Genomic DNA, 25952 nt, shown 5'->3' on the forward strand with positions numbered 1-25952 from the left:
CAGGACAAAATTGCCTGGAGCAATTTTGAACAGCGCTTGCGCTGGCCCCGAAGGGGCGAGTCCCATGGATGGGACGAGTAATCACGAATGGAGCCGACCGCAGGCAGACGGTCGGGAGGTGAGCGCAGTGCGAAGCACCGATTTCGCTGCGGGGCCACGGGGATCGATAAGGGGGCCGTGGCGGCCCCCTTATCCCGTTCACAGGATGTGAAGTGACAGAATCAGCAGGTCATACAGTGAACGGAATTACCCGCAGTGCTTAACTGACAAGCATTACAGCATTCGCTGGCCTTCTTTATTTTCGCACCCGATAGCTTCCCCTTGCGCTCCCCTGTCTGCCGCTCTATGCTCTGCCCCTATGAAAACCCCCCGTGTTCCTATCGCTATTCAACAGGCCGTTATGCGCAGCCTGCGGGAAAAGCTTGCCCAGGCGAACCTCAAACTTGGCCGCAGCTATCCGGAACCTGCGCTGAGCTGGAAACAGCGCGGTACTTCCGCCGGGACGGCGTGGCTGCAGGAGTATGAAATTCGCCTTAATCCGGTGCTGCTGCTGGAAAATCAGCAGGCGTTTATTGAAGAAGTCGTTCCCCACGAACTGGCGCATCTGCTGGTGTGGAAACACTTTGGCCGCGTCGCACCCCACGGCAGGGAGTGGAAATGGATGATGGAGAGCGTGCTCGGCGTCCCCGCCCAACGCACTCACCAGTTTGAGCTGGACTCCGTGCGCAAAAATACCTTTCCCTACCGCTGTCGCTGCCAGCAGCATCAGTTGACCGTCCGCCGCCATAACCGCGTTGTCCGCGGCGAAGCCGTATACCGCTGCGTTCGCTGCGGCGATCCGCTGGTGGCGGAAAAGTAACCTTCGGAAATAACTGGAAGTTTTCTGATCTGACTGATTGCATCTGACAACGGCATTCGTTACGTTGCGAACTCGTTTTGACACGGAGTTCGTGATGTCCCGTTTACCCATTTTCGCGATAGCATTTGTCGCTACCGCCCTCTCCGGCCAAGCCCTGGCCGATGGAATCAACAGCTTCTCCCAGGCAAAAGCCGCGGGAGTGAAAGTGAATGCCGACGTCCCCGGCGATTTCTACTGCGGCTGCAAAATCAACTGGCAGGGTAAGAAAGGCGTTATCGACCTGGAATCCTGTGGCTATAAAGTGCGTAAAAATGAGGATCGCGCCAGCCGGGTAGAATGGGAGCACGTGGTGCCCGCCTGGCAGTTTGGCCACCAGCGCCAGTGCTGGCAGGACGGCGGGCGTAAGAACTGCGCGCAAGACCCGGTTTATCGCCAGATGGAAAGCGATATGCACAATCTGCAGCCTGCCGTCGGCGAAGTGAACGGCGATCGCGGCAACTTCATGTACGGTCAGTGGAACGGCGGCGAAGGCCAGTACGGCCAGTGCACCATGAAGGTCGATTTTAAAGACAAGGTCGCCGAGCCGCCCGAGCGCGCCCGCGGCGCTATCGCCCGCACCTACTTCTATATGCGCGACCGCTATGACCTGACGCTCTCCCGCCAGCAGACGCAGCTCTTCAACGCCTGGGATAAACAATACCCGGTCACTGACTGGGAGTGCCAGCGTGACGTGCGCATAGCCGCAGTCCAGGGCAACCACAATCCATATGTCCAGCGCGCTTGCCAGGCGCAAAAGAGCTAACCTACACTAGCGGCAATTGTTAATTACACCGGATACGACGAGCTATGCGCATTCCCCGCATCTATCACCCTGAACCTGTCACCGTGGGCCAGCAGATGGCCCTTTCCGACGATGCCGCCAACCATGTAGGCCGCGTGTTGCGCATGGGCGTCGGTCAGGCTATTCAGCTATTCGACGGCAGCAATCAGCTGTTTGACGCTGAAATTGTCCATGCCGATAAAAAAAGCGTGCGGGTTGCGGTGCTGGCAGGGGAAACCGACGATCGCGAATCGCCGCTGCATATCCACCTGGGCCAGGTGATGTCCCGCGGCGAAAAAATGGAATTCACTATCCAGAAATCGATCGAACTGGGTGTAAGCCTCATTACGCCACTTTTTTCCGAGCGCTGCGGCGTTAAACTGGATGCCGAACGTCTGAACAAAAAGATCCAACAGTGGCAAAAGATCGCCATTGCCGCGTGCGAGCAGTGCGGCCGCAACCGGATCCCGGAGATCCGCCCGGCCATGGATCTGGAGCAATGGTGCGCCGAGCAGGATGATGCCTTAAAGCTCAATCTGCATCCCCGCGCCAGCGCCAGTATCAACACGCTGCCGCAGCCAGTCGAGCGCGTACGTCTGCTGATCGGCCCGGAAGGCGGACTGTCGGCGGATGAAATCGCCATGACCACGCGCTACCAGTTTACTGATATCCTGTTAGGACCCCGCGTTCTGCGTACTGAGACCACTGCGCTCACCGCCATTACCGCACTTCAGGTGCGCTTCGGCGACCTGGGCTAAAGGAGAAGAACAATGATTAAGCTCGGCATCGTGATGGACCCCATCGCGAAGATCAACATCAAGAAAGATTCCAGCTTCGCGATGCTGCTGGAAGCGCAGCGTCGCGGCTATGAGCTCCACTATATGGAGATGAACTCCCTCTACCTCATCAACGGTGAGGCACGCGCCCATACCCGCACCCTGAGCGTCGAGCAAAATTACGATAGCTGGTACAGCTTTACCGGCGAGCAGGATCTGGCGCTGGCCGATCTCGACGTTATCCTGATGCGTAAAGATCCGCCGTTCGACACCGAGTATATCTACGCCACCTATATCCTTGAGCGCGCCGAAGAGAAAGGCACGCTTATCGTCAACAAACCTCAGAGCCTGCGCGACTGCAACGAAAAGCTGTTTACCGCCTGGTTTGCCGACCTGACGCCGGAAACGCTGGTGACCCGCAATAAGGCGCAGCTGAAAGCGTTCTGGGAAAAACACGGCGATATCATCCTGAAACCGCTGGACGGCATGGGCGGCGCGTCAATTTTCCGCGTGAAACAGGGCGACCCGAACCTGTCGGTGATTGCCGAGACGCTGACGGAGCTCGGCAGCCGCTACTGCATGGCGCAGAACTACCTGCCTGCCATCAAAGACGGCGACAAACGCGTATTAGTGGTCGACGGCGAGCCAGTGCCATACTGCCTGGCGCGTATTCCGCAGGGCGGCGAAACCCGCGGCAACCTGGCCGCTGGCGGTCGCGGCGAACCTCGTCCGCTTTCCGAAAGCGACTGGGAGATAGCCCGTAAAGTGGCGCCGACGCTGAAAGAAAAGGGTCTGATTTTCGTCGGCCTCGACATCATTGGCGATCGCCTGACGGAAATTAACGTCACCAGCCCAACCTGCATCCGCGAAATCGAAGCAGAATTCCCAATTTCCATCACCGGTATGCTGATGGACGCTATCGAGCAGCGTCTGCAAAAGTAACCGTCAGCCCTCTGAACTCGACAGCACCCAGGTTTCCCCGCATACTGGGTGCTGCTTTTTAAACCAGGAAACAGAACCTCTGACAATGAATTTACAGCACCACTTTCTTATTGCCATGCCTGCTCTCCAGGATCCGATGTTCCGCCGCTCCGTCGTCTACATTTGTGAATACAACGACGATGGCGCCATGGGGATCATCATCAATAAACCAATGGAAAATCTGAAGGTTGAAGGGATTCTGGAAAAATTGAAAATCGCGCCCGAGTCGCGCGATCCGGCAATTAAACTGGATAAACCGGTGATGCTTGGCGGCCCACTGGCGGAGGATCGCGGCTTTATTTTGCATACGCCTCCGGCGATGTTTTCCTCCAGCATCCGTATTTCCGATAACACCGTTATCACCACCTCCCGCGACGTGCTGGAAACGCTCGGTACCGCTGAGCAGCCATCTGAAGTGCTGGTCGCCCTCGGCTATGCCTCCTGGGAAAAGGGCCAGTTGGAGCAGGAAATCCTCGACAACGCCTGGCTCACCGCGCCTGCGGACATGAATATTCTGTTTAAAACACCGATCGCCGACCGCTGGCGGGATGCGGCAAGGCTTATTGGTATTGATATCCAGACGATGCCCGGCGTCGCGGGGCACGCCTGATGAGCGGTACGCTGATAGCCTTCGATTTTGGCACCAAAAGCATTGGCGTTGCCGTCGGGCAGCGCATTACCGGTACCGCGCGCCCGCTCAGCGCGCTGAAAGCCCAGGACGGCACACCCGACTGGAACGCCGTTGAGAAACTACTAAAAGAGTGGCAACCGGACGCAGTTATCGTAGGCCTGCCGCTGAATATGGACGGCACCGAACAGCCGCTGACGGCGCGCGCACGGAAATTCGCCAATAAGCTGCACGGCCGCTTTGGCGTCAAAATTGAGCTGCACGACGAACGACTAAGTACGGTCGAGGCCCGTGCCGGACTGTTTGAACACGGCGGCTACCGGGCGCTGAATAAAGGCCGCGTGGATTCAGCGTCGGCGGTGATTATTCTCGAAAGCTACTTCGAGCAGGGTCACTAAAGATTCCCTCTCAGCCACAGGGCTGAGAGGGAAAAACACGGATCAGTGACGCAAGTGTTCGTTGGCCCAGCTGACCGCCTGAGTACGGTTTTTAACGCTTAACTTACGAAAAACATTATAAAGATGCGTACGCACTGTATTCTCGCTAATGAACAACGCGCGCGCTATATCCATATTTGTTGCACCACAGCGTAATTCGTTCAGGATCTCGCATTCTCGCTCCGTCAGCGGGACATTCTCAGACTCGCCTGATGATTGTTCCACGGCATACATCGCCGGGTGCATCACGCTCAATTCAGCGGTCTGTTCGCCGTTCAGCACAGCTTTGACCCCCTCAATTAAGCGCGATCCATCATCGTCATGACGGAATACGCCATACAGCGCAGGCCATTTCGCCATTTCGTATAGCTCATACTTTTGCTCACTATTAATAATAAGCAAACGTGGGTTTTCTACTTGCGATTGAATAATATCTCGCCAGATCCCGTTCAGCTTTTTATTCGACACCGCAATATCAAACAAGATCACCGCCCCACGGACGACGCCCTGCGCCAGGGGCTTATTGATATTGTGAACATCAACAGAAACTGAAAGGAGATCAGACAGATAGCCAGCAAATGCATTCGCCTGAACGGAAGGGTGAGTGATAAGAATTAGCTGCCGCGACTCGCCTACACTCTCTAAAGCATCAAACATTTAAAAACTCTCCGTAGTTGAATTTCACCATCATGGCAATTAAATGATTCAAAAAATTAAAAGCAATTCACATTAATATTTTAAAATGCAATTTACAAAATGAAACGTTATTTCATGAGAAACATCCTATTTCCACAAACAGGATAGAACGAATGCCCGAGGGGTGTCAAAAGAGAATCAACCTTTTTTCTACCCTTCAGCAAGATTATCTCATGTGTAACACAAACATTCATGACAGTTGTACCATGGAGGTTATTTATTCGACAACTATTATAGAACTGAGTAATTCGTCGTAAATATCCAATTGCATTAGCCCACCTTAATATCAACATCGATATAACACTAACGTTAATTAAGTATAAAGCTTACCGATAGCATCTCTTATTTTTCACACCTCAGAAAATTGACGTTACACTTTCCCCTCTGCAAGCCGCTGCTGGTGGCTTTGGGCCCAGGTTTGCATCCCCGCCTGCTGCCCCGTTTGCATTACGCCTGCTAACTGGTGCGTTTTTCCTTCCCGAATCAAACTGCCGGTCGCTGCGGTGTTGATCAGCAGCTCATACAGCGCCACCCTGCCACCTTGCCTGCCGGGCAGCAACTTTTGCGCCAGCACTGCGCACAGGCTACCGGCAAGCTGGCTGCGAACAGTCTCCTTCTCCCCAGTCGGGAAACTGTCGATGAGCCGTTCTACGGCCTGCGCCGCGCCACGGGTATGCAACGTCGCCAGCACCAGATGACCGGTTTCCGCCGCCGTCAGCGCCAGACGGATAGTTTCGGCATCGCGCAGCTCGCCCAGCAGCAGGACATCCGGATCCTGACGCAGCGCGCTTCGCAGCGCGGCGACATAGGACGCGCAGTGCTGCCCTACCTCTCTTTGCTCAATCAGACAACGCGCGCTGTGGTGGATAAACTCCACCGGATCCTCAAGCGTAAGGATATGCCCGTCGCGCTGCTGGTTGAGGTGATCCACCATCGCCGCGAGCGTAGTGGATTTACCGCTGCCAGTCGCGCCGGTCACCAGGATAATCCCGCTCTCGGCGTCAAGCAGCGAGGGGATCGCCGCGGGCGCCCCAAGCGTCGAAAGCTGCGGGCAAGAGACCGGCAGCAGACGCAGCACCACCGAGACACCCCGGCAGTGCATAAACGCATTGCCGCGAAGGCGCTGCCCGCCGCCTGCCTCTACGGCAAAATCAATCTGTTGCTCCTCCCGCCACTGCCGCTGCTGCGCCGCATTCAGCCAGCCGCCGAGCAGAGCATGAATATCCGGCGCGGGAAAAGGCGCGGGTTCAAGGCGCCCTTCGCGTCGCCAGCGAGCCTCCCTGCAACTGCACAGGTGTAGATCCGAAACGTTATGCTTTACACTAAGGGACACGATTTCCTGCATATCCATATGATCATCCTGAAAATGAACGACATTGCGCATAACCTGGCACAGGTCCGGGATAAAATCTCAGCCGCCGCAGCACAATGCGGCCGTGCTCCAGAAGAAGTGACGTTGCTTGCAGTCAGTAAAACGAAACCTGTAAGCGCCGTCGAAGAAGCCATCGCCGCCGGTCAGCGCGCGTTCGGCGAAAACTATGTTCAGGAAGGGGTGGAGAAAATCCGCCATTTCCAGCAGGTCGGCGCGACAGACCTGCAGTGGCACTTTATCGGCCCGTTGCAGTCCAACAAGAGCCGTCTGGTCGCCGAGCACTTTGACTGGTGCCACACCGTCGACAGGCTGCGTATCGCCAGTCGCCTGAGTGAACAGCGTCCGGCAGGAATGCCGCCGCTTAACGTGCTGATTCAGGTCAATATCAGCGATGAGGACAGCAAGTCCGGCATTTCCCCTGACGCCGTCGATGAACTGGCCGCTGCAGTCGCGGCGCTGCCCGGCCTTGTGCTTCGCGGATTAATGGCTATCCCGGCGCCAGAGTCAGAATATGTAAGGCAGTTTGCGGTCGCCCAACAAATGGCTGTAGCATTCGGGCGGCTAAAAGCGCAATACACCACGGTAGATACGCTCTCTCTGGGCATGTCTGACGATATGGAAGCCGCCATTGCGGCGGGTAGCACGATGGTTCGCATTGGCACCGCCATTTTCGGTGCCCGCGATTACACAAAACAATAAGGAAAACTGAGGAACGCCATGAAGACGTTGACTTTCCTGCTCTCAACGGTCATTGAGCTGTACACAATGGTGATGCTGCTGCGCGTCTGGCTGCAGTGGGCACGCTGTGATTTTTACAACCCCTTCTCCCAGTTTGTGGTGAAGGCGACCCAGCCCGTTGTCGGGCCGCTGCGCCGCATTATTCCCTCTATGGGGCCGATTGACAGCTCCTCGCTGCTGGTCGCGTTCGTCCTCTGCGTGCTCAAGGCTATCGTGCTGTTTATGGTCATCACCTTCCAGCCTATTATCTGGATTGCCGCGATTCTGATCCTGCTGAAAACCATCGGCCTGCTGATTTTCTGGGTGCTGCTGGTGATGGCGGTGATGAGCTGGGTAAGCCAGGGCCGCAGCCCGGTAGAGTTTGTGCTGATGCAGCTTGCCGATCCGCTGCTGCGCCCCATTCGCAACCTGCTGCCGTCCATGGGCGGTATCGATTTCTCGCCGATGATCCTTGTTCTGCTGCTGTACGTGATTAACATGGGTATCGCCGAACTGTTGCAGGCCACGGGCAATATGCTGCTGCCGGGGCTGTGGATGGCGCTATGAGTGCCGTTGAAACCTGTAGCGACGGGCTTATCTTACGGCTGTACATCCAGCCGAAAGCCAGCCGCGACAGCCTGGTGGGGCTGCATGGCGATGAACTGAAAGTCGCCATTACCGCCCCGCCGGTAGACGGGCAGGCCAATGCGCATCTGGTCAAATTCCTCGCTAAACAGTTTCGCGTGGCGAAAAGCCAGGTGATAATCGAGAAAGGCGAGCTCGGTCGCCATAAGCAGGTCAGAATTATTCATCCGCAACAGATCCCGACGAACGTCGCGGCGCTAACGAATTAGGGTATCCCATGCAAAAAGTTGTCCTCGCCACCGGTAACGCCGGTAAAGTGCGTGAGCTCGCCTCGCTGCTGAGCGATTTTGGTCTGGACGTCGTTGCCCAGACCGAGCTTAACGTTGAATCCGCTGAAGAAACCGGCCTGACATTTATCGAAAACGCCATTCTGAAAGCACGTCATGCCGCGCAGATTACCGGCTTGCCCGCTATTGCCGACGACTCGGGACTGGCGGTCGATGCGCTGGGCGGCGCGCCGGGGATCTACTCCGCGCGTTACTCCGGCGTTGACGCCACCGACCAGCAGAACCTTGAGAAGCTGCTGGTCGCGCTGAAAGACGTTCCTGACGCGCAGCGCCAGGCGCAGTTCCACTGTGCGCTGGTCTACCTGCGTCACGCGGAAGATCCGACGCCGATCGTCTGCCTCGGACGCTGGCCGGGCGTTATCACCCACGCGCCTTCCGGCAGCGGCGGCTTTGGTTACGACCCCATTTTCTACGTACCGGGCGAAGGTAAAACCGCCGCCGAGTTAACCCGTGAAGAAAAGGTCGCTATCTCCCATCGCGGGCAGGCGCTGAAACAGTTACTGGAAGCATTACGTAATGGCTGATTTAGACACAAAATCATTCAAGTTGCATCAAGGCGGCAAGGGAGTGAATCCCCGGGAGCTTACTCAAGTAAGTGACTGGGGTGAGCGAGTGCGGCCAACGCAGAGGCAGATTGAAGGATGACGTGTATACCGCCTCTGAGTCTCTACATTCATATACCCTGGTGCGTGCAGAAATGCCCGTACTGCGACTTCAACTCGCACGCGCTGAAAGGCGAAGTGCCGCACGACGACTACGTCCAGCATCTGCTTGCCGATCTGGATGGCGAGACGGCGTACGCGCAGGGACGTGACGTGAAGAGCATTTTCATCGGCGGAGGAACGCCAAGCCTGCTGTCGGGCGCTGCTATGCAGTCGCTGCTCGACGGCGTGCGTGCGCGCCTGAACCTGGCGGCGGATGCTGAAATCACCATGGAGGCCAACCCGGGCACTGTGGAGGCCGATCGCTTTGTCGACTACCAGCGCGCTGGCGTGAACCGTATTTCGATTGGCGTGCAAAGCTTCAGCGAACTTAAGCTACAGCGCCTGGGGCGCATTCACGGGCCGCAGGAAGCCGAACGTGCGGCGAATCTGGCAAGCGGTCTTGGGCTTCGCAGTTTTAACCTGGATTTAATGCACGGTCTGCCGGACCAGTCGCTGGAAGAGGCGCTGGATGATTTACGTCAGGCCATTGCGCTTAACCCGCCGCACCTGTCGTGGTATCAGTTGACCATCGAACCGAACACGCTGTTTGGCTCGCGTCCGCCCGCGCTACCGGATGACGACGCGCTTTGGGACATCTTCGAGCAGGGCCACCAGTTGCTGACGGCGGCAGGCTACCAGCAGTATGAAACCTCGGCCTATGCGAAACCGGGTTTTCAGTGCCAGCATAACCTGAACTACTGGCGCTTCGGCGACTACCTCGGCATTGGCTGCGGCGCGCATGGCAAAATCACCTTCCCAGACGGGCGAATCCTGCGCACCACCAAAACGCGCCATCCGCGCGGCTATATGCAGGGGCGGTATCTGGAAAATCAGCGCGACGTCGACGATGCCGACAAGCCTTTCGAATTCTTTATGAACCGCTTTCGTTTGCTGGAACCCGCGCCGCGCGCCGAATTTGCGCACTATACCGGGCTTTCAGAAAGCGTGATTCGCGGGCAGCTTGATGAAGCCATTGCACAGGGCTATCTGACGGAGAACGCGCAGTACTGGCAAATTACCGAGCACGGTAAGCTGTTCCTGAATTCCCTCCTGGAACTGTTCCTTGCGGAGTAACCCTTTCCCGTGATGCCCTGGCCGGACGGCCAGGGCGAGCGTACGTATTAGTACTGATTAAACATTTCCTGAATTTGCTGCGGATCTTTGGTTTTGGTCAGCGCCAGCTGCAGCAGCACGCGCGCTTTTTGCGGGTTCAGCGAACCGGAGGCGACAAAGCCATACTTCGCATCATCCACTTCCGCATCGCGGGTGGTGTAACCGGTCGGCACGCGTGAGGAGCGAACGACGACGGTGCCCTTATGCGCAGCGGTCGCGAGGGTATCGAACACGGTCTTATACAGGTTGCCGTTGCCAACACCTGCGCTCACGATACCTGCATAACCGGCATCCACCAGCGCTTTTGCCGGCAGGTCGGAAGCATTGGCATAGTTATAAATGATCCCCACCTTCGGCAGCTCGCTAAGCTTAGATACGTCAAACGGCGTAGAGGTTGTGTGCTTACGCGCCGGGGTGCGCTGATAGTCAATTTTGCCGTTATGGATATACCCCAGCGGGCCAAAGTTGACGGCTTTGAACGTCGCCACGTCGGTAGTATTGGTTTTGGTGACGTCACGTCCGTCCAGCACGGTATCGTTCATCACGACCATCACCCCACGGTTGGCCGACTGCGGGTCAACCGCAGTGACCACCGCGTTATAGAGGTTAAACGGACCATCGGCGCTCATCGACGTTGACGGGCGCATGGCGCCGACCAGCACCACCGGCTTATTACATTTTACCGTCAGGTCGAGGAAATAAGCGGTTTCCTCCATGGTGTCCGTACCGTGGGTAATCACAAACCCATCGGTCTTATCGCAGTCGGCATTAATTTTCTTCGCCAGGGTCAGCCAGACCTGGTCATTCATATCCTGCGAGCCAATATTGACGACCTGTTCGCCTTTCACCACCGCCAGATCTTTTAGCTGCGGCACCGCATTGACCAAATTCTCTACGCCGACTTTACCGGCGGTATAGTTGGATTTCGTTGCCGAATCGCCTCCCCCGGCAATGGTTCCGCCAGTGGCCAGAATGGTAACGTGAGGCAAAGCGAGGGCCGCACCGCTGAACCCCATAACTACCGTGAGAAGCGCCATTTTCCCAAAAAACTCCATGTTATTTCTCCAGTTATGTGAATTCCTCGCATTATCCCAGCGTCGAAGATGAATAACGTGACGGCGACCAATTAACCAGACAAATATCTTTTTAGATTTATTATTTTTAGAGATGGATACCAAAATGACCGTCCACCGCAAAATATTCCTGAAATCATTCCTGGAACATTTTATTCGCCATTGCATATTATCCGTATAATATGGAAATAATTCGAAAAACCCGATCATAATCATCGAAATAAATGACCCATTGACTCCCCTTTATTTTCAGCACCCGCAACTCGCGCTATTTTCACCCGCATAAATTTAACCTGGCGCACAAAACAAACCGACGTTTTACCGATAGCGGTAAAAGTGTGACATAGATAATGCATAGTTGTCTGACAACCAGGATAAGATGTCATACAGAATTATGTTACTCGCAATCAGATATAAACCAATTTTTTACATTCAGCAGCATGGAGCTATTCAATGACTAAGACCTCTTTTACCCGCACATTGCTGGGCGTATCGCTGTTAGCGTTGTTTTCCACTGGCGCCTGCGCCGCTGAAAAAGTGACGTTAAAACTGGCACATAACCTTGAGCGCAGTCATGTGGTTCATCAGGCCTTTGAAGAAATGGCCAAAGAAGTCAAACAACTTTCTGACGGCAAAATGACGATTCGTATTTATCCCAGCAGCCAGATGGGCAGCGCACGCGAAACCATGGAGTTATTGCAAAATGGCGCGCTGGATATGACCAAAGGCTCCGCCAGCGACCTCGAGTCATTTGATAATACTTATGCCATTTATAATTTGCCGTATTTATTTAAAGACCAGGCGCACTTTAATAAAGTCGTCTTTGGCGATGTGGGTAAAGATATTATGGCGGCGAGCAAAGACAAAGGTTTCTTTGCTCTTTCCGCCTATGTTGCTGGCACCCGTAGTTTTTATGCCAAAAAACCCATTACCAGGCCTGAAGATTTAAAAGGATTGAAAATTCGCGTTCAGGCAAGTCCAACCACACTGAAAATGATTGAGCTGATGGGCGGGTCCCCAACACCGATTTCCTTTGGCGAAGTCTACACCGCCATGCAGCAGGGCGTGGTTGACGGCGCCGAAAATAATGTCCCGTCCTGGGTTCAGACCCGGCATATTGAAATCGCGAAAGTTTTCTCTGAGGACGAGCATGCTTCTATTCCTGACTTCCTCGTTATCTCGACCAAAACCTGGAACAAGCTGACACCTGAGCAACAACAGATTCTGGCTAAAGCGGCAAAAGATTCCGAAACCTGGCAACAAAAGGCGTGGGATAAGGTTGAAGCGGAAACGCGTGCGCAGGCGAAAGCCATGGGCGGGCAGTTTGTTGCCGTCGATAAAGCGCCATTCCGTGAAGCCGTACAACCGCTGTACGACGACTTCAAAAAAGATCCCAAGCAAGCCGCACTGCTGTCCAGGTTCGAAGAAGCTGCGCAATAACATGGTTCCCGGGCCTGCTCGCAGGCCCTTTTCACCGGGGTAATTAATGATGATTCTTAACCGCATGAAGCAGGTGGTGGATCGCACCATCGCGGCATTTTCCGTTGCGGTCATGGTGGCGCTGGTGGTCTGCGTCGTCTGGCAGGTTTTCAGCCGGTATGTTCTCAACACGCCCAGTACAATGACCGATGAGCTGGCCCGCTTCCTGATGATCTGGGTCGGACTGCTCGGCGCAGCCTATACCGTCGGCGCGCAGCGCCATCTGGCCATCGACCTGCTCGCGATGGCGCTCAACGCCCGTAAACAAGCCGCGTTGAGCATTGCTATCAACCTGTTGATTTTCCTGTTCGCCGGGCTGGTTATCGTCACCGGCGGGATGAAACTTATCGAGAAAACGCTGGCGACCAGCCAGGTTTCCGCCGCGATGCAAATTCCGATGGGCTATGTCTACCTCATTCTGCCGTTGTGCGGCGTGATCATGATGTTCTACGCGCTCTTTTTTGTTAATGCCGGAATTCAACGCCTGAAACACCCACAGGAGGCATCACGCTGATGGACGCATATATTGCTTTAACGCTGTTCGGTTGTTTCTTTGTGCTGGTGTTTATCGGTGTGCCTATCTCATTTTCCATCGGCATCGCGACATTCGCCTCAATGCTGCTGATGTTCCCCTGGGACATCGCCGTTATCACCGTCTCACAACGTCTGGCGAACGGCCTCGATAGCTTCGCGCTTCTGGCGATCCCCTTCTTTATTTTCGCGGGGACATTAATGAACAGCGGCGGCATCGCCATCCGCCTCATTAACCTGGCGCAGGTTATGGTAGGTCGCGTTCCGGGTTCGCTGGGTCACGTCAACGTGCTGGCGAACATGATGTTCGGCTCGATTTCCGGTTCTGCCGTTGCCGCCGCCGCCGCCGTTGGCGGTACTCTGAACCCTATTCAGACCAGACAAGGCTACGATCCGGCATTTTCCACAGCGGTCAACGTTTCCTCATGCATCACCGGGTTGCTGATACCGCCGTCGAATGTGCTGATTGTCTTTTCGCTCACCGCGGGCGGCGTCTCCGTTGCCTCGCTGTTTATGGCGGGGTACCTGCCGGGCATCCTGATGGGGCTTGCCATTATGGTGGTGTGCGCCATCATCGCCAAACGCCGTAACTACCCGCTGTCCGAACGCCCGACCTGCGCCCAGGCCGCCAAAGCGTTTTTCGATGCGCTGCCCAGCCTGCTGCTGGTGGTGATTGTGATGGGGGGGATTCTTGGCGGCGTGTTTACCGCGACGGAAGCCTCTGCCATTGCGGTGGTCTATACCTTCATTCTGTCGGTGCTCATTTACCGCGAAGTGAAATGGCGCGACCTACCGAAACTTATCCTCGAGTCTGTCGTAACCACCTCGATTGTCCTGCTGCTGATTGGCTTCTCCGTCGGCATGTCGTGGGCGATGACCAATGCGGACATCCCTTACATGATTAGCGATACGCTGATGGGGATTTCGGAAAACCCGCTCGTGATCCTGCTGCTTATCAACATTGTGCTGTTGATTGTCGGGATCTTCATGGATATGACGCCCGCGGTGCTTATCTTCACGCCTATCTTCCTGCCTATTGCACAGGATTTGGGCATGGACCCGGTTCACTTCGGCATCATGATGGTCGCCAACCTGTGTATTGGCCTGCTGACGCCGCCGGTGGGAAGCGCGCTGTTTGTGGGATGTTCTATCTCGGGGGTGAAAATCCAGCAACTGATTAAACCGCTGTTGCCGTTCTACGCCGCTCTGCTGGTTGCGCTGATGCTGATTACCTATGTCCCGCAGATTTCGCTGTTTATCCCGCAGGCGCTGGGTCTGATGTAATGACTCACCTTTACCCGCCCCACGGGGCGGGTAATTGCCGCTTATTTCAACCCGCTCACCAGCGCCTTGCGGCTTGCTTCGAGGGTTGTCACGCGCCCGCACACGTCTTTACCAAACTTCTGGAAATCCGCTTGCTGGTTTTTCCACTCGTCCTGAATGGCCGTCTGCAGGCCGCCGAGGCTGCCTAAAATTCCCTGCAACGGGTTACCGCCGCCTTTCAGCACGGTTTTCGCCCCCATCTCGTTGATGCTGTCCTGCAGGATGCCGCCCATCGCCTGGTTCACCAGCTGTTGCCCGTCTGCGCGGACCTGGTCGACGCCCTTGTAGTGGAACGTCAGGCCGTCGGAACGGTGTTCAATAATGCGGTTCATCTGCTCTTTAAGCTGAGCGTCGAGCTTAGTCAGGCGGCCGTGCATATTGCTGCTGGCGCCCACCTGTTCGGTGATTATCTTATCCAGCGCCACGCGCCCTTTTTCGACGCGGGAACGTGCGCCTTCGTCAATCCACGGCAGCGCGCTTCGCAGCTCGGTCTGATAATCTTTCGCCTGCTCGCGCTGGGCCGCGCTGAGTGTGTACGGTTTACCGTTATAGGTCACGTTGCCATCCGGCGTGATAACCAGGTCGCCGTTCTCCCCTTTGACCTGCACGGTTTGCGGCTTGAGGATCACATCGTCACGCGGGGTGACGCTGCACTGATAGTCCGCCTGTGCCGCGAATGCCGTTACGGAAAGAGCCGCCGCCAGCAGCGTTTTGCGCATCATAGTTACTCCTGTAAAGACAAAACGGGCCAGCAATTGCTGGCCCCTTGTGCGTACTTAGTCCCACCAGACGTCAAAAAGTTCGCTCAGGCGAACATCGTCGAATTGGCGGTCTTCGAGCCACTTGCGCACGACGGCCTGATGCTCTTCGGTGCATTTGCCGATTTCCTGCATGCAGATAAGACCTTCCCATGCCAGATAGCCGCTGCCGTCAAACGCCAACTTGTTCGGCTCAATCACCTCATTGATAAACTCATCAACGATTTTATCGATTTGCTCTTCGTTGCTACCTTCCGGGAAACGCCACGCGACCGAAAATCCTAATTCCTGGAATTCGTCGATATGCATTTTCTTACGCAGACGACGGCTACGGTTCTTCGCCATTATTTTACCCTCTCGAACATTAAGTCCCATACGCCGTGGCCAAGACGATGGCCACGCTGTTCAAATTTGGTGACCGGGCGTGAGTCCGGACGCGGTACATAGTCGTTGCTCTCAGAGCGGTTTTTATAACCGTCCAGAGTGGACATCACGTCCAGCATATGCTCCGCATACGCTTCCCAGTCAGTCGCCATGTGGAATACGCCACCCAGCTTGAGCTTGCTTCTTACCAGTTCGGCAAACGGCGCCTGAACGATACGGCGTTTATTATGACGCGCTTTGTGCCAGGGGTCAGGGAAAAAGAGTTGCACCATGTTAAGGGAATTCTCCGGGATCATCGTGTGCAGCACTTCTACCGCGTCATGGCACATCACGCGCAGGTTTTCCACGCCCTCTTCATGAGCGGAAGAAAGGCATGCGCCGACACCCGGCGAATGCACTTCAATACCGAGGAAATTCTGTTCCGGGTTCGCTTTCGCCATCGTGACCAGCGAAGCGCCCATCCCAAACCCGATCTCCAGGGTGACAGGCGCATCACGGCCGAACAGCGCCGCGAAATCCACCGGCTGCTCGCTGAACTCAACGCCCATCACCGGCCAGTAATGGTCCAGCGCGTGCTGCTGCCCTTTGGTCAGGCGGCCCTGGCGGCGGACGAAGCTACGAATACGGCGCAGCGGGCGGCCGTTTTCATCAAATTCCGGTGAGATGACGTCGTTAATCATAAAAATTCAGTCTGCTTGTGTGATTGTTCGGGAAACGGGCATTATCCAAAGTTAAGGATACTATGCAAGCATGGGAAAGATCCTGTTTACACGATGGGGTCGCTGTGCTGCAATCTGCGTCCTTAGTCAATGCGAAGCGGTGACCATGCAAGCCTCAGAATTTTCAGCCCAGGTGCTGGACTGGTACGACAAATATGGGCGTAAGACCCTCCCCTGGCAAATAGAGAAGACACCTTACAAAGTATGGCTCTCTGAGGTGATGTTGCAACAGACACAGGTCGCCACAGTTATCCCCTATTTTGAACGCTTTATGGCGCGATTCCCGACAGTGACCGACCTCGCCAACGCGCCCCTTGACGAGGTGTTGCACCTGTGGACCGGCCTTGGCTACTACGCGCGGGCGCGGAATCTGCATAAGGCGGCGCAACAGGTCGCCACGCAGCACCACGGTCAGTTCCCGGAAACGTTTGATGAAGTCGCCGCGCTGCCGGGCGTCGGACGCTCGACCGCGGGCGCCATTCTTTCGTTATCGCTCGGTAAACATTTCCCCATTCTCGACGGCAACGTGAAACGCGTACTGGCACGCTGCTATGCCGTCGACGGTTGGCCGGGAAAAAAAGAGGTGGAAAACCGCCTGTGGCAGATAAGCGAAGCGGTCACCCCGGCGAAAGGCGTTGAACGCTTTAACCAGGCGATGATGGATCTCGGCGCGATAGTCTGCACCCGTTCAAAACCCAAGTGCGAGCTCTGCCCGCTCGGCAAGGGCTGCGAAGCCAAAGCCAACAACAGCTGGGCGCAGTATCCCGGGAAAAAACCGAAGCAGACCCTGCCGGAACGCAGCGGCTATTTCCTGATCATGCAGCAGGAAAACGAGGTGCTGCTCCTCCAGCGTCCGCCCAGCGGTCTGTGGGGCGGGCTCTTTTGCTTCCCGCAGTTTGCCGATGAAGCGGCGCTGCGCGAGTGGTTGGCGCAGCGTCAGATAAAGGCCGATAATCTGACCCAGCTCACCGCCTTTCGCCATACATTCAGCCACTTCCATCTGGATATCGTGCCAATGTGGCTTACCGTGCATTCCAGCGCCACATGCATGGATGAAGGCAGCGCTCTCTGGTATAACTTAGCCCAGCCGCCGTCTGTCGGGTTGGCGGCACCCGTGGAGCGCCTGTTGCAGCAGTTACGCGCCGGAGCGCTGGCGTAAACGTTCCGGCCAAAGAAGAGGATTTATCATGAGCAGAACTATTTTTTGTACTTTCCTGCAGCGCGACGCTGAGGGCCAGGATTTCCAGCTTTACCCGGGCGAGCTCGGTAAACGCATCTTTAACGAAATCTCCAAAGAAGCCTGGGCGCAGTGGCAGCATAAGCAAACCATGCTGATCAACGAGAAAAAACTCAACATGATGAACGTTGAGCACCGTAAGCTGCTGGAGCAGGAGATGGTCAGCTTCCTGTTTGAAGGTAAAGACGTTCACATCGAAGGCTATACGCCGCCAGAAAAACAGTAAGGGTCCACGGACCCTTTATAACAACACAACACGCACTCCCGGAATGATGAAAAAATTATTAGCGCTCGCTCTGATTGCGCCGTTGCTCATTTCGTGTTCCAGCTCGAATAAAAAAGGCGCTGCCTACAACGAAGAGTGGGACAAGGACACCAACGGTTTTGATATTTTGATGGGGCAATTTGCCCATAACATTGAAAACATTTGGGGGTACAAGGAAGTTCTGGTCGCCGGACCGAAAGACTATGTGAAATATACCGACCAGTACCAGACGCGCAGCCACATCAACTTTGATGAGGGCACCATCACCGTTGAAACCATCGCCGGGACGGACCCGACGGGCCGCCTGCGTCAGACCATCATCAAAACGCTGCTGATGGGCGACGACCCGGGCTCTGTCGACCTCTACTCCGACGCCGACGACATTCAGATATCCAAAGAGCCTTTCCTGTATGGGCAGGTGGTGGATAACACCGGACAGCCCATCCGCTGGCAGGGCCGGGCGTCAAATTTTGCCGACTGGCTGCTGAAAAACCGCCTGCAAAGCCGTAACAACGGCCTGCATATCATCTATAGCGTCACCATTAATCTGGTGCCGAACCACCTCGATAAGCGTGCGCATAAATACATCGGCATGGTGCGTCAGGCATCGCACAAGTACGGCGTCGACGAGTCGCTGATCCTGGCGATTATGCAGACCGAATCGTCGTTCAACCCGTATGCGGTCAGTAACGCTGATGCGCTCGGCCTGATGCAGGTGGTCCAGCACAGCGCCGGTCGCGACGTATACCGTTCACAGGGTAAATCCGGGACGCCAAGCCGTAGCTTCCTGTTTGATCCTGCGAGCAACATCGACACCGGCACCGCTTACCTGGCGATGCTCAACAACGTCTATCTGTCCGGTATTGATAACCCGACTTCACGCCGCTATGCGGTGATCACCGCCTATAACGGCGGCGCAGGCAGCGTGCTACGCGTCTTTGCCGATGATAAAGTCCAGGCGGCGAACATCATCAACAACATGGCGCCAGGCGATGTCTACCAGACGCTGACCACCCGCCACCCGTCGTCGGAATCCCGGCGTTATCTGTACAAGGTCAACACCGCGCAGAAAGGCTATCGCCGTAAGTAGCCCTTCGCTTTCCCCTTGCTCTGCCGTCCGGGAGTGAGGGGAAAGACGCAATCCCGCCTTACCTCACAAGAAAACGTTAAGTGCGTCACTAATTAGCTCTGCAAAAAAACATAGATTGCATTTTTTTGCGGAAGGTAACAAAACGTCACGCGACTCGCCGATAGAATCGCATCAAATAACAACCATAAATGTGCTTATAGCAACATACCACCCCATCCTTTGTGAGGAAAATAACATGAACCTTAAACTGCAGCTTAAAATATTGTCGTTCCTGCAGTTCTGCTTGTGGGGGAGCTGGCTGACCACGCTGGGCTCCTATATGTTTGTGACGCTCAAATTCGACGGCGCCTCGATTGGCGCCGTGTACAGCTCTCTGGGTATCGCCGCCGTTTTCATGCCGACGCTGCTCGGGATTGTCGCCGATAAATGGATCAGCGCGAAATGGGTGTACGCTTTCTGTCACCTGGTGGGTGCCGGTACGTTGTTTATGGCGGCGGAAGTCACCACGCCCGGGGCGATGTTCATGATAATCCTGCTGAACTCGCTGGCCTATATGCCAACGCTCGGCCTGGTGAACACCATCTCCTACTATCGCCTGAAATCCGCCGGAATGGATATCGTGACGGACTTCCCGCCCATCCGTATCTGGGGCACCATCGGTTTTATCATCGCGATGTGGACCGTCAGCTTTGCCGGTTTCGAACTGAGCCACATGCAACTCTACATCGGCGCAGTGCTCTCCCTGGTGCTGGCGCTGTTCACATTGACGCTGCCGCACGTGCCGGTCTCTAACCAAAGAGAAAAACAGAGCTGGAGCGAGATGCTTGGTCTGGACGCCTTCGCGCTGTTCAAAAACAAGCGCATGGCTATCTTCTTCATTTTCTCCATGATGCTGGGCGCCGAGCTGCAAATCACCAACATGTTCGGCAACACCTTCCTGCACAGTTTCGATAAAGACCCGCTGTTCGCCAGCAGCTTTATCGTGCAGCACGCCTCGGTGATGATGTCGATTTCGCAGATTTCCGAAACCCTGTTCATCCTCACCATCCCGTTCTTCTTAAGCCGCTACGGCATCAAGAACGTGATGCTGATTAGTATCTTCGCGTGGATGCTGCGCTTCGGCCTGTTCGCCTTTGGCGACCCGACGCCGTTCGGCACCGTGCTGCTGGTTCTGTCGATGATCGTCTACGGCTGCGCCTTCGACTTCTTCAACATTTCCGGTTCGGTGTTTGTGGAAAAAGAGGTGAAACCTGAAATCCGCGCCAGCGCCCAGGGGATGTTCCTGATGATGACCAACGGCTTCGGCTGTATCCTCGGCGGTATCGTGAGCGGTAAAGTGGTTGAGATCTACACCACTAACGGCATCACCGACTGGCACTCTGTGTGGCTGATTTTTGCAGGCTACTCGCTGGCGCTGGCCGTCGCCTTCATCCCGCTGTTCAAGTACAAACATGTCCCAACGGCGACCGGCGCGCAAACCGTCGCGCACTAAGGTTTTCTCCCCACTCTCTTCCGCCCGGGAGAGAGTGCTGTCAGCACTCTCCCAACACCCACGCGACCGACAGTAAATCCGCGCTGCCGCCGGGGCTCAAATTACGTGCGATAAGCGCGCGGTCCATCACCTCCAGCGCCGCGTTGTCCCAGCCGGTAGCCAGCAGTTGATGTGCATACCGCTGCACATAGCGCAACCCGTCCATTCCGCCGCGTGAAACCAGATTGCTGTCCGGATTCGCCGCCATCAGCCGCAGCAGCGTCTCATGCAGTTGACGACGGTTCCAGTACGGCAGTACGTGCCGCACCGTGGCAAACCCGCTCTCGGCTTCGCCGCGGGCGCCGGTCAGGCCGAACTGCCGGAACTGACGTTCCCCCGCTGTTGCCGCACCGGCACGCGCCGCAAGCTCGCGCGTCACCAGCCCCTGACACATCGCGCTCACCGCCTGGCAGAGGTTATGCGCGGTCACGTCGCGCACGCGCCCGGCGGCAAAGCAGAGCAGCCCCAGCGCGAATATCCCGCCTTTGTGGGTATTCACCCCGCCCGTTGCGGCATACATCGCCTGTTCGCAGGCAATCCCCATTGGGCGCAGCAGCCGCAGCTGTTCGCTGGCGTCTTTTGCCGCATGTTCAGCGCCCAGTTCAGCGAAGCGTGAGAACCACGGCGTAATCGCCGCAATGCTGCGGGCAAAGAGCGCGTGGTCCATATCGCGATGGGCACCGTTATTCAGCTTATCCACAAGCCCCGGTTTCGGCGTCAGTTCCAGCTCCTGCCATAGCGCCTCCTGCGCCAGCGCGGAAATATCAACCCGGCGCGGTTTAGTCGCGAGCAAACCAGTCATCGACCAGCTTCTCCACGCGGGCGATCACCTGCGCCTGCGGATGGCGGCGCGAGCGGGAACAGGCGTGCGCGGGTTCATCGCACAGCAGGCAGCGGCGCTGCCGGTTGCCAAGCGACTGGCGGCCGACGGGGCCGTCCTGCGGACAAATCACATCGATATCCCACAGCCGCCCGAGCGGATGGGTCTGCTCCAGCGCCGCGCTATGGGCTTTAATTTCCGCCGCCGGGTGCGCCACGCACCACATCGCCTCCGGGCCGGTCGGCAGCCAGAGCACCTGACGGTCCAGCACCTGCCAGCGGTGTTGCCACAGCAGCTGATCGCAGGCCTGCAGCGCCACGCCCATGGTATTGCGATAGCGGATGCTGTCTTTCATTTCGCCGGGGGTGACCAGCGTCAGCGAAATCACCGGTTGCTGGTAATGTTTGAGCCAGTCAGCCTGACGCTGCGCGCGACGGTCTTTCGCCGCCAGCAGCGCGTCAAGACTGACACCCGGCCGGGCGGGTGTCTGTGTTGCCATGATGTCTATTCCTTTACCTGATGAACAACATCGATAACGCTACCGTCGCGATAGCGGATCACGCCGACGATTTTGTCAGTAAACTCAATGGGCTTAGGCACGCCGGTGAGAGAAATGGCGCGCTCGTACAGCGCGTTGATGTCCACCACGTTCAGCCCGGCGTTTTCCAGGCGCTCACGAATTTCGGGGCGCGCAGGATTAACGGCGATGCCGTGGTCGGTGACCAGCACGTCGATACTTTCCCCCGGCGTCAGACGGGTAGTGACCCGTTTGACCACCGTTGGGATACGGCTGCGCAGCAGCGGTGCCACCACGATAGTCAGGTTAGCGGCAGCGGCGACGTCGCAGTGCCCGCCGGACGCGCCGCGCATCACGCCGTCGGAGCCGGTGATGACGTTAACGTTGAAATCCACGTCTATCTCCAGCGCGCTGAGAATAACCACATCGAGGCGGTCGCAGCAGGCCGCCTTACTGCCGGGGTTAGCGTACACGTTGGTGGAGATCTCAACGTGATTCGGGTTGCGCGCCAGCGATGCCGCCGCCTCGCCGTCAAAGCACTGGGTATCGAGCAACTTTTCAATCAACCCTTTCTCATGGAGGGAGACGAGGCTTCCGGTGATGCCGCCGAGCGCAAAGCCCGCCTTCACGCCGTTGCGTTCCATTTTCTCTTCCATAAAGCGCGTACAGGCGGTGGCCGCCGCGCCGGAACCAGTCTGCATCGAAAAACCGTTGCGGAAATAGCCGGAATGCTCAATGACCTCAGCGGCGTCGCGGGCAATCATCAGCTCGCGCGGGTTGCTGGTGACGCGCGCGGCGCCGACGCTGATTTTCGCCGGGTCGCCGACGCTCTCCACCTGCACCACATAATCTACCTGATCCTGCACCAGGCTTGCGGGCATATTGGGATAAGGCACCAGCGTTTCAGTAAGCAGCACCACTTTGCGGGCAAACTGGGCATCGACCATCGCGTAGCCAAGCGAACCGCAGCTGGCGTGGCCGCCGGTGCCATTGGCGTTGCCGAACTCATCGCTGCACGGCACGCCGAGGAACGCCACATCGATGTTCAGCTCGCCGTCCTGCAGCAGCCTGACGCGCCCCCCGTGGGAGTGAATTTGCACCGGCTCGTCCATCAGCCCGTGGGAAATGGCATCCGCGAGTTTGCCACGCATGCCGGAGGTATAAATACGGCGGATCACGCCGTTGCGGATATGCTCAATCAGCGCATCGTTACAGGTCATCAGCGAGCTGGAGGCCAGCGTCAGGTTTTTAAAGCCCATCCCGGCCAGTTGCGCCACCACGCGGTTGATCACCCGGTCGCCTTCGCGAAACGCATGATGAAACGAGATGGTCATGCCGTCCTGCAACCCGCAGCGCTCAATGGCCTCCTGCAACGACGGGCACATTTTACGGTGCAGCTTGCTGTCCGGTTCGCTCAGCCACGGGGTGGCGCTGTGCGCGGTCTCAAACGGTTTGAGGTCGCGCAAATGGGAAAACTGGCGGTGAAGACGTTCTGTCTGGTTCATTGTTCTGTCCTTATCGACGTACGCCGGACGCGGCCGCACGTTCCAGCACCATCTGCGCGTGATTAATGATCGGCGCATCGACCATCTTGCCGTTGAGCGACACCACGCCCAACCCGTTACGCTCGCCCTCTTCGGCGGCTTCAATCACCCGGCGCGCGTGATCCACCTCCTGCTGCGTCGGCGCATAGGCGTTGTGCAGCAGATCGATCTGCCTTGGGTTGATAAGCGACTTGCCGTTGAAGCCCATTTTGCGGATCAGCGCGACCTCTTTGAGAAACCCGGCTTCGTCGTTGACGTCCGACCACACCACGTCAAAAGCGTCGATTCCGGCGGCGCGGGCGGCGTGTAATACGGCGCAGCGGGCGTAGAACAGCTCGGTGCCGTCGCCGCGCTCGGTTTGCATGTCCATCACGTAGTCAAAAGCCGCCAGCGCGATGCCGATCAACCGCGGCGAACTGCGGGCAATCGCCACCGCATTGATAACGCCAATCGCGGACTCAATCGCCGCCATCACTTTGGTGGAGCCTGGCTCACGTCCACACTCGGCCTCAATTCTCGCCAGATGGCTTTCCAGCTCGTAAATATCGTCCGGGGTATCGGTTTTCGGCAGACGCACGACGTCCACTCCGGCGCGCACCACCGCCTCAAGATCGGCCAGGCCAAACGGTGTATTCAGCGGGTTAATACGTACGACGGTTTCGATATCCTGGTACATCGGATGCTGAAGGGCATGGAAGACCAGCAGGCGCGCGGTGTCTTTCTCGCGCAGCGCCACGGCGTCTTCGAGGTCAAACATGATGGAGTCAGGACGGTAGATAAACGCGGTAGAGAGCATGGCGGCATTGGCGCCTGGCAGGAACAGCATACTGCGACGGAGTTTTTTCATTGCAGTTTCCCCCAGTCGATGTCGCGGACGTCGGCGGCGCGCAAAATCGCGCTCTGTAATCGGGCGCGAATAACGCAGTCCAGCGCCCCTTTGTCCTCAATCAGGATGAATCCTTCATGTACGTCCATGGCGCGTAACGTCTCCTCTACCACCCGGCGAATTTGGTCGCCAAACTGCTTAATCACTTCACTGTGGAGGGTTATTTCAAGCTCGCCGTCGGCGGGGGCAATCTTAACCATCAAGTCGCTGGACTCCATGGTGCCCGCCAGCGCTTCCTTTACAATCTTCATAAACGTGTCCTGGTGTTAAGCCGTCGTCTCACGCCTGATGTGAAAATCGATGGCCGGTTGCATAATCGTTCCTGAATACATCAATCAAACAAGGAAATTGCCAAGAAACAGCAGCGCGAGCGACACGTTAATGGCCCCGCCGATACGGGTCGCAATTTGCGCGAACGGCATCAGGCTCATACGGTTGCCCGCGGTCAAAATCGCCACATCGCCAGTCCCGCCCTGCCCGCTCTGACAGCAGGAGACGATGGCGACATCAATCGGGTGCATACCAATCTTTTTACCGACGAAAAAGCCGGTCGCGACCAGCGCAGAGACCGTGCTGACGATCACCAGCAGGTTGCTCACCGTGAAGGCGGCGACCAGCTCATTCCACGGCGTGATAGCCACGCCAACGGCGAAGAGGATCGGATAGGTCACTGACGTCTGGAAGAATTTGTACACCACCTGAGAGCCTTCCAGCAGGCGCGGAGAAACGCCGTGCGCCAGCTTGATAAACACCGCGATAAACAGCATGCCTACCGGCGCTGGCAGACCAATCAGCTTGTAGCCGAGCATACCGAGCATATACAGCAGCACCGCCAGCAGTGCCCCGGAGGCGATGGTGGTAACGTCCGCTTTGCCGGAGGCTGGCGCGTTCAGCGTGGCACTTTCGGCACCGTTGCCGCGATCCGGCATCAGTTGCCCTTCGCCGGTCAGGTGCGGGTAACGCTTGCCGAGTTGGTTCAGACAGCCGGAGATGACGATCGCCGTCAGGCTACCCAACATCACCATCGGCAGCACGCGGCCCAGCGCTACGCCCTGGTCCATATGCAGCAGCGCGGCGTAGCCAATGGACAACGGAATAGCGCCTTCGCCGACGCCCCCCGCCATGATCGGCAGAATGATAAAGAAGAAGATCTGGAACGGTTCCAGCCCCAGCGCTATGCCGACGCCCATCCCCACCAGCATGCCGACGATTTCGCCGCACAGCATCGGGAAGAAAATGCGCAAAAAGCCCTGAATCAGCGTGGCGCGGTTCATACTCATGATGCTGCCGACGATGATGCAGCAGATGTAGAGATAAAGAATGTTGGTGGATTTATAGAACGTTGTGGTGGACTTCACCACCACGTCCGGCAGCAGTCCGTAGTACACCAGCGCCGACGGGATAAAGGTGGCGCAAATCGCCGCCGCGCCAAACTTGCCAACCACCGGCAGACGCTTACCGAATTCGCCGCAGGCAAAGCCAAAAAACGCCAGCGTCGCGACCATCACCACGATATCGCTCGGCAGTTTGCCGCCCAGACAATCAATCGCAATGAGCGCCCCAGCCAGTAAGAACAACGGCAGAGGAATAATCCCGACTTTCCAGGTATCCATAATGTGCCACCACTTTTCCTTTAGCGATGTTTTCTGGATATTTATCGGATCGTGGGTAACAGAGAAAGAATCATCAGTCGTGCTCATTGAGTAAGCCCCTTCGTTATTTTGCATGGTAAGCGTAAAGGACCACCGGTGTACGTTATG

The 25952-nt window shown here is 56.6% G+C and carries 30 protein-coding genes; 18 read left to right on the top strand and 12 right to left on the bottom strand.

Going from position 1 to position 25952, the window contains the following annotated elements; genetic code table 11:
- Positions 1-358 precede the first annotated feature (358 nt).
- The 6 genes from JO226_RS21770 to ruvX all read left to right on the top strand — a co-directional run bounded on the left by JO226_RS21770 (position 359) and on the right by ruvX (position 4462).
- Positions 359-859, top strand: a complete 501-nt coding sequence (locus JO226_RS21770) for a SprT family zinc-dependent metalloprotease (RefSeq protein WP_296407368.1) — start codon at positions 359-361, stop codon at positions 857-859.
- Positions 860-953: 94 nt separating this feature from the next.
- Positions 954-1661 (top strand): deoxyribonuclease I, encoded by a 708-nt coding sequence (endA, locus tag JO226_RS21775; RefSeq protein ID WP_296407370.1) that lies wholly within the window; start codon positions 954-956, stop codon positions 1659-1661.
- Positions 1662-1705: 44 nt separating this feature from the next.
- The gene (rsmE, locus tag JO226_RS21780) at positions 1706-2437 is read left to right on the top strand and encodes a 16S rRNA (uracil(1498)-N(3))-methyltransferase (RefSeq protein WP_296407372.1); all 732 of its coding nucleotides are present in this window, start codon (positions 1706-1708) and stop codon (positions 2435-2437) included.
- Between the two features lie 12 nt (positions 2438-2449).
- A complete protein-coding gene (gene gshB, locus JO226_RS21785; RefSeq protein ID WP_296407374.1) occupies positions 2450-3397 on the top strand; it encodes a glutathione synthase in 948 nt (315 codons plus the stop codon).
- Between the two features lie 85 nt (positions 3398-3482).
- Complete coding sequence (locus tag JO226_RS21790) at positions 3483-4046, top strand: YqgE/AlgH family protein (RefSeq protein WP_296407375.1); 564 nt, start codon at positions 3483-3485, stop codon at positions 4044-4046.
- On the top strand, positions 4046-4462 hold the full coding sequence (ruvX, locus tag JO226_RS21795) for a Holliday junction resolvase RuvX (RefSeq protein WP_296407377.1): 417 nt from the start codon (positions 4046-4048) through the stop codon (positions 4460-4462). Before JO226_RS21790 ends, ruvX begins: the two co-directional genes overlap by 1 nt.
- Positions 4463-4504: 42 nt before the next feature.
- Here the strand turns inward: ruvX and JO226_RS21800 are convergent, their stop codons facing one another.
- Together JO226_RS21800 and JO226_RS21805 are read right to left on the bottom strand one after the other, a co-directional pair.
- On the bottom strand, positions 4505-5158 hold the full coding sequence (locus tag JO226_RS21800; RefSeq protein ID WP_296407379.1) for a LuxR C-terminal-related transcriptional regulator: 654 nt from the start codon (positions 5156-5158) through the stop codon (positions 4505-4507).
- A 409-nt stretch (positions 5159-5567) separates the two neighbouring features.
- A complete protein-coding gene (locus JO226_RS21805; protein ID WP_296407381.1) occupies positions 5568-6548 on the bottom strand; it encodes a type IV pilus twitching motility protein PilT in 981 nt (326 codons plus the stop codon).
- 15 nt (positions 6549-6563) lie between these two features.
- On the opposite strand from JO226_RS21805, the gene JO226_RS21810 reads away from it, so the two are divergent.
- From JO226_RS21810 to hemW, 5 genes are all read left to right on the top strand, one after another.
- A complete protein-coding gene (locus JO226_RS21810; protein WP_296407570.1) occupies positions 6564-7268 on the top strand; it encodes a YggS family pyridoxal phosphate-dependent enzyme in 705 nt (234 codons plus the stop codon).
- Positions 7269-7286: 18 nt separating this feature from the next.
- Positions 7287-7853, top strand: coding sequence for a YggT family protein (locus JO226_RS21815; RefSeq protein WP_296407384.1), 567 nt, complete (start codon positions 7287-7289; stop codon positions 7851-7853).
- On the top strand, positions 7850-8140 hold the full coding sequence (gene yggU, locus JO226_RS21820) for a DUF167 family protein YggU (RefSeq protein WP_296407387.1): 291 nt from the start codon (positions 7850-7852) through the stop codon (positions 8138-8140). Before JO226_RS21815 ends, yggU begins: the two co-directional genes overlap by 4 nt.
- Positions 8141-8148: 8 nt before the next feature.
- Positions 8149-8742 (top strand): XTP/dITP diphosphatase, encoded by a 594-nt coding sequence (locus JO226_RS21825; protein ID WP_296407388.1) that lies wholly within the window; start codon positions 8149-8151, stop codon positions 8740-8742.
- A 117-nt stretch (positions 8743-8859) separates the two neighbouring features.
- Complete coding sequence (hemW, locus tag JO226_RS21830; protein ID WP_296407393.1) at positions 8860-9996, top strand: radical SAM family heme chaperone HemW; 1137 nt, start codon at positions 8860-8862, stop codon at positions 9994-9996.
- Between the two features lie 47 nt (positions 9997-10043).
- On the opposite strand, the gene ansB is transcribed toward hemW, so the two are convergent.
- A complete protein-coding gene (ansB, locus tag JO226_RS21835) occupies positions 10044-11090 on the bottom strand; it encodes an L-asparaginase 2 (protein WP_296407396.1) in 1047 nt (348 codons plus the stop codon).
- Between the two features lie 471 nt (positions 11091-11561).
- Between ansB and JO226_RS21840 the strand changes: the two genes are divergently transcribed.
- The 3 genes from JO226_RS21840 to JO226_RS21850 are packed head-to-tail and all read left to right on the top strand — an operon-like array spanning position 11562 to position 14402.
- Complete coding sequence (locus tag JO226_RS21840; protein ID WP_296407399.1) at positions 11562-12548, top strand: TRAP transporter substrate-binding protein; 987 nt, start codon at positions 11562-11564, stop codon at positions 12546-12548.
- 49 nt (positions 12549-12597) lie between these two features.
- On the top strand, positions 12598-13101 hold the full coding sequence (locus tag JO226_RS21845; RefSeq protein WP_296407572.1) for a TRAP transporter small permease: 504 nt from the start codon (positions 12598-12600) through the stop codon (positions 13099-13101).
- On the top strand, positions 13101-14402 hold the full coding sequence (locus tag JO226_RS21850) for a TRAP transporter large permease (RefSeq protein ID WP_296407401.1): 1302 nt from the start codon (positions 13101-13103) through the stop codon (positions 14400-14402). Before JO226_RS21845 ends, JO226_RS21850 begins: the two co-directional genes overlap by 1 nt.
- 41 nt (positions 14403-14443) lie before the next feature.
- On the opposite strand, the gene JO226_RS21855 is transcribed toward JO226_RS21850, so the two are convergent.
- From JO226_RS21855 to trmB, 3 genes are read right to left on the bottom strand one after another with little or no spacing between them, the layout of a single operon-like run.
- On the bottom strand, positions 14444-15163 hold the full coding sequence (locus JO226_RS21855; RefSeq protein ID WP_296407404.1) for a DUF2884 domain-containing protein: 720 nt from the start codon (positions 15161-15163) through the stop codon (positions 14444-14446).
- A gap of 54 nt (positions 15164-15217) precedes the next feature.
- The gene (locus tag JO226_RS21860; RefSeq protein ID WP_296407405.1) at positions 15218-15544 is read right to left on the bottom strand and encodes a YggL family protein; all 327 of its coding nucleotides are present in this window, start codon (positions 15542-15544) and stop codon (positions 15218-15220) included.
- The gene (trmB, locus tag JO226_RS21865) at positions 15544-16263 is read right to left on the bottom strand and encodes a tRNA (guanosine(46)-N7)-methyltransferase TrmB (RefSeq protein WP_296407407.1); all 720 of its coding nucleotides are present in this window, start codon (positions 16261-16263) and stop codon (positions 15544-15546) included. The genes JO226_RS21860 and trmB overlap by 1 nt, the downstream gene beginning before the upstream one ends.
- Positions 16264-16408: 145 nt before the next feature.
- Here trmB and mutY point away from each other — a divergent pair, with 145 nt between their 5' ends.
- The 4 genes from mutY (at position 16409) to JO226_RS21885 (ending at position 20386) form a co-directional block, all read left to right on the top strand.
- A complete protein-coding gene (gene mutY / locus JO226_RS21870; RefSeq protein ID WP_296407409.1) occupies positions 16409-17461 on the top strand; it encodes an A/G-specific adenine glycosylase in 1053 nt (350 codons plus the stop codon).
- A gap of 28 nt (positions 17462-17489) precedes the next feature.
- Complete coding sequence (locus JO226_RS21875) at positions 17490-17765, top strand: oxidative damage protection protein (protein ID WP_296407411.1); 276 nt, start codon at positions 17490-17492, stop codon at positions 17763-17765.
- A 46-nt stretch (positions 17766-17811) separates the two neighbouring features.
- Complete coding sequence (gene mltC, locus JO226_RS21880) at positions 17812-18894, top strand: membrane-bound lytic murein transglycosylase MltC (RefSeq protein ID WP_296407413.1); 1083 nt, start codon at positions 17812-17814, stop codon at positions 18892-18894.
- 235 nt (positions 18895-19129) lie between these two features.
- Positions 19130-20386 (top strand): nucleoside permease, encoded by a 1257-nt coding sequence (locus tag JO226_RS21885; RefSeq protein WP_296407415.1) that lies wholly within the window; start codon positions 19130-19132, stop codon positions 20384-20386.
- Between the two features lie 40 nt (positions 20387-20426).
- On the opposite strand, the gene citG is transcribed toward JO226_RS21885, so the two are convergent.
- The 6 genes from citG to JO226_RS21915 all read right to left on the bottom strand — a co-directional run bounded on the left by citG (position 20427) and on the right by JO226_RS21915 (position 25892).
- Positions 20427-21227: a triphosphoribosyl-dephospho-CoA synthase CitG gene (gene citG / locus JO226_RS21890; RefSeq protein ID WP_296407417.1), complete on the bottom strand. Its 801-nt coding sequence runs from the start codon at positions 21225-21227 to the stop codon at positions 20427-20429.
- Complete coding sequence (citX, locus tag JO226_RS21895) at positions 21205-21744, bottom strand: citrate lyase holo-[acyl-carrier protein] synthase (RefSeq protein WP_296407418.1); 540 nt, start codon at positions 21742-21744, stop codon at positions 21205-21207. The genes citG and citX overlap by 23 nt, the downstream gene beginning before the upstream one ends.
- A 5-nt stretch (positions 21745-21749) precedes the next feature.
- Positions 21750-23267 carry a citrate lyase subunit alpha gene (gene citF, locus JO226_RS21900; RefSeq protein WP_296407419.1) on the bottom strand — a complete coding sequence of 506 codons (1518 nt, stop codon included), beginning with the start codon at positions 23265-23267 and terminating at the stop codon, positions 21750-21752.
- A 10-nt stretch (positions 23268-23277) separates the two neighbouring features.
- The gene (citE, locus tag JO226_RS21905; RefSeq protein WP_296407420.1) at positions 23278-24153 is read right to left on the bottom strand and encodes a citrate (pro-3S)-lyase subunit beta; all 876 of its coding nucleotides are present in this window, start codon (positions 24151-24153) and stop codon (positions 23278-23280) included.
- Positions 24150-24443 carry a citrate lyase acyl carrier protein gene (gene citD, locus JO226_RS21910; RefSeq protein ID WP_296407422.1) on the bottom strand — a complete coding sequence of 98 codons (294 nt, stop codon included), beginning with the start codon at positions 24441-24443 and terminating at the stop codon, positions 24150-24152. The genes citE and citD overlap by 4 nt, the downstream gene beginning before the upstream one ends.
- Positions 24444-24527: 84 nt before the next feature.
- A complete protein-coding gene (locus tag JO226_RS21915) occupies positions 24528-25892 on the bottom strand; it encodes a 2-hydroxycarboxylate transporter family protein (RefSeq protein WP_296407424.1) in 1365 nt (454 codons plus the stop codon).
- Positions 25893-25952: the final 60 nt, after the last annotated feature.

The sequence above is a fragment of the Pluralibacter sp. genome, from assembly GCF_019237635.1.
Classification (GTDB): domain Bacteria; phylum Pseudomonadota; class Gammaproteobacteria; order Enterobacterales; family Enterobacteriaceae; genus Enterobacter_B.

Coding starts and splice junctions, on each gene's coding strand:
- JO226_RS21770 (WP_296407368.1), top strand. CDS start 359: ATGAAAACCCCCCGTGTTCCTATCGCTATTCAACAGGCCGTTATGCGC.
- endA (WP_296407370.1), top strand. CDS start 954: ATGTCCCGTTTACCCATTTTCGCGATAGCATTTGTCGCTACCGCCCTC.
- rsmE (WP_296407372.1), top strand. CDS start 1,706: ATGCGCATTCCCCGCATCTATCACCCTGAACCTGTCACCGTGGGCCAG.
- gshB (WP_296407374.1), top strand. CDS start 2,450: ATGATTAAGCTCGGCATCGTGATGGACCCCATCGCGAAGATCAACATC.
- JO226_RS21790 (WP_296407375.1), top strand. CDS start 3,483: ATGAATTTACAGCACCACTTTCTTATTGCCATGCCTGCTCTCCAGGAT.
- ruvX (WP_296407377.1), top strand. CDS start 4,046: ATGAGCGGTACGCTGATAGCCTTCGATTTTGGCACCAAAAGCATTGGC.
- JO226_RS21800 (WP_296407379.1), bottom strand. CDS start 5,158: ATGTTTGATGCTTTAGAGAGTGTAGGCGAGTCGCGGCAGCTAATTCTT.
- JO226_RS21805 (WP_296407381.1), bottom strand. CDS start 6,548: ATGGATATGCAGGAAATCGTGTCCCTTAGTGTAAAGCATAACGTTTCG.
- JO226_RS21810 (WP_296407570.1), top strand. CDS start 6,564: ATGAACGACATTGCGCATAACCTGGCACAGGTCCGGGATAAAATCTCA.
- JO226_RS21815 (WP_296407384.1), top strand. CDS start 7,287: ATGAAGACGTTGACTTTCCTGCTCTCAACGGTCATTGAGCTGTACACA.
- yggU (WP_296407387.1), top strand. CDS start 7,850: ATGAGTGCCGTTGAAACCTGTAGCGACGGGCTTATCTTACGGCTGTAC.
- JO226_RS21825 (WP_296407388.1), top strand. CDS start 8,149: ATGCAAAAAGTTGTCCTCGCCACCGGTAACGCCGGTAAAGTGCGTGAG.
- hemW (WP_296407393.1), top strand. CDS start 8,860: ATGACGTGTATACCGCCTCTGAGTCTCTACATTCATATACCCTGGTGC.
- ansB (WP_296407396.1), bottom strand. CDS start 11,090: ATGGAGTTTTTTGGGAAAATGGCGCTTCTCACGGTAGTTATGGGGTTC.
- JO226_RS21840 (WP_296407399.1), top strand. CDS start 11,562: ATGACTAAGACCTCTTTTACCCGCACATTGCTGGGCGTATCGCTGTTA.
- JO226_RS21845 (WP_296407572.1), top strand. CDS start 12,598: ATGATTCTTAACCGCATGAAGCAGGTGGTGGATCGCACCATCGCGGCA.
- JO226_RS21850 (WP_296407401.1), top strand. CDS start 13,101: ATGGACGCATATATTGCTTTAACGCTGTTCGGTTGTTTCTTTGTGCTG.
- JO226_RS21855 (WP_296407404.1), bottom strand. CDS start 15,163: ATGATGCGCAAAACGCTGCTGGCGGCGGCTCTTTCCGTAACGGCATTC.
- JO226_RS21860 (WP_296407405.1), bottom strand. CDS start 15,544: ATGGCGAAGAACCGTAGCCGTCGTCTGCGTAAGAAAATGCATATCGAC.
- trmB (WP_296407407.1), bottom strand. CDS start 16,263: ATGATTAACGACGTCATCTCACCGGAATTTGATGAAAACGGCCGCCCG.
- mutY (WP_296407409.1), top strand. CDS start 16,409: ATGCAAGCCTCAGAATTTTCAGCCCAGGTGCTGGACTGGTACGACAAA.
- JO226_RS21875 (WP_296407411.1), top strand. CDS start 17,490: ATGAGCAGAACTATTTTTTGTACTTTCCTGCAGCGCGACGCTGAGGGC.
- mltC (WP_296407413.1), top strand. CDS start 17,812: ATGAAAAAATTATTAGCGCTCGCTCTGATTGCGCCGTTGCTCATTTCG.
- JO226_RS21885 (WP_296407415.1), top strand. CDS start 19,130: ATGAACCTTAAACTGCAGCTTAAAATATTGTCGTTCCTGCAGTTCTGC.
- citG (WP_296407417.1), bottom strand. CDS start 21,227: ATGACTGGTTTGCTCGCGACTAAACCGCGCCGGGTTGATATTTCCGCG.
- citX (WP_296407418.1), bottom strand. CDS start 21,744: ATGGCAACACAGACACCCGCCCGGCCGGGTGTCAGTCTTGACGCGCTG.
- citF (WP_296407419.1), bottom strand. CDS start 23,267: ATGAACCAGACAGAACGTCTTCACCGCCAGTTTTCCCATTTGCGCGAC.
- citE (WP_296407420.1), bottom strand. CDS start 24,153: ATGAAAAAACTCCGTCGCAGTATGCTGTTCCTGCCAGGCGCCAATGCC.
- citD (WP_296407422.1), bottom strand. CDS start 24,443: ATGAAGATTGTAAAGGAAGCGCTGGCGGGCACCATGGAGTCCAGCGAC.
- JO226_RS21915 (WP_296407424.1), bottom strand. CDS start 25,892: ATGAGCACGACTGATGATTCTTTCTCTGTTACCCACGATCCGATAAAT.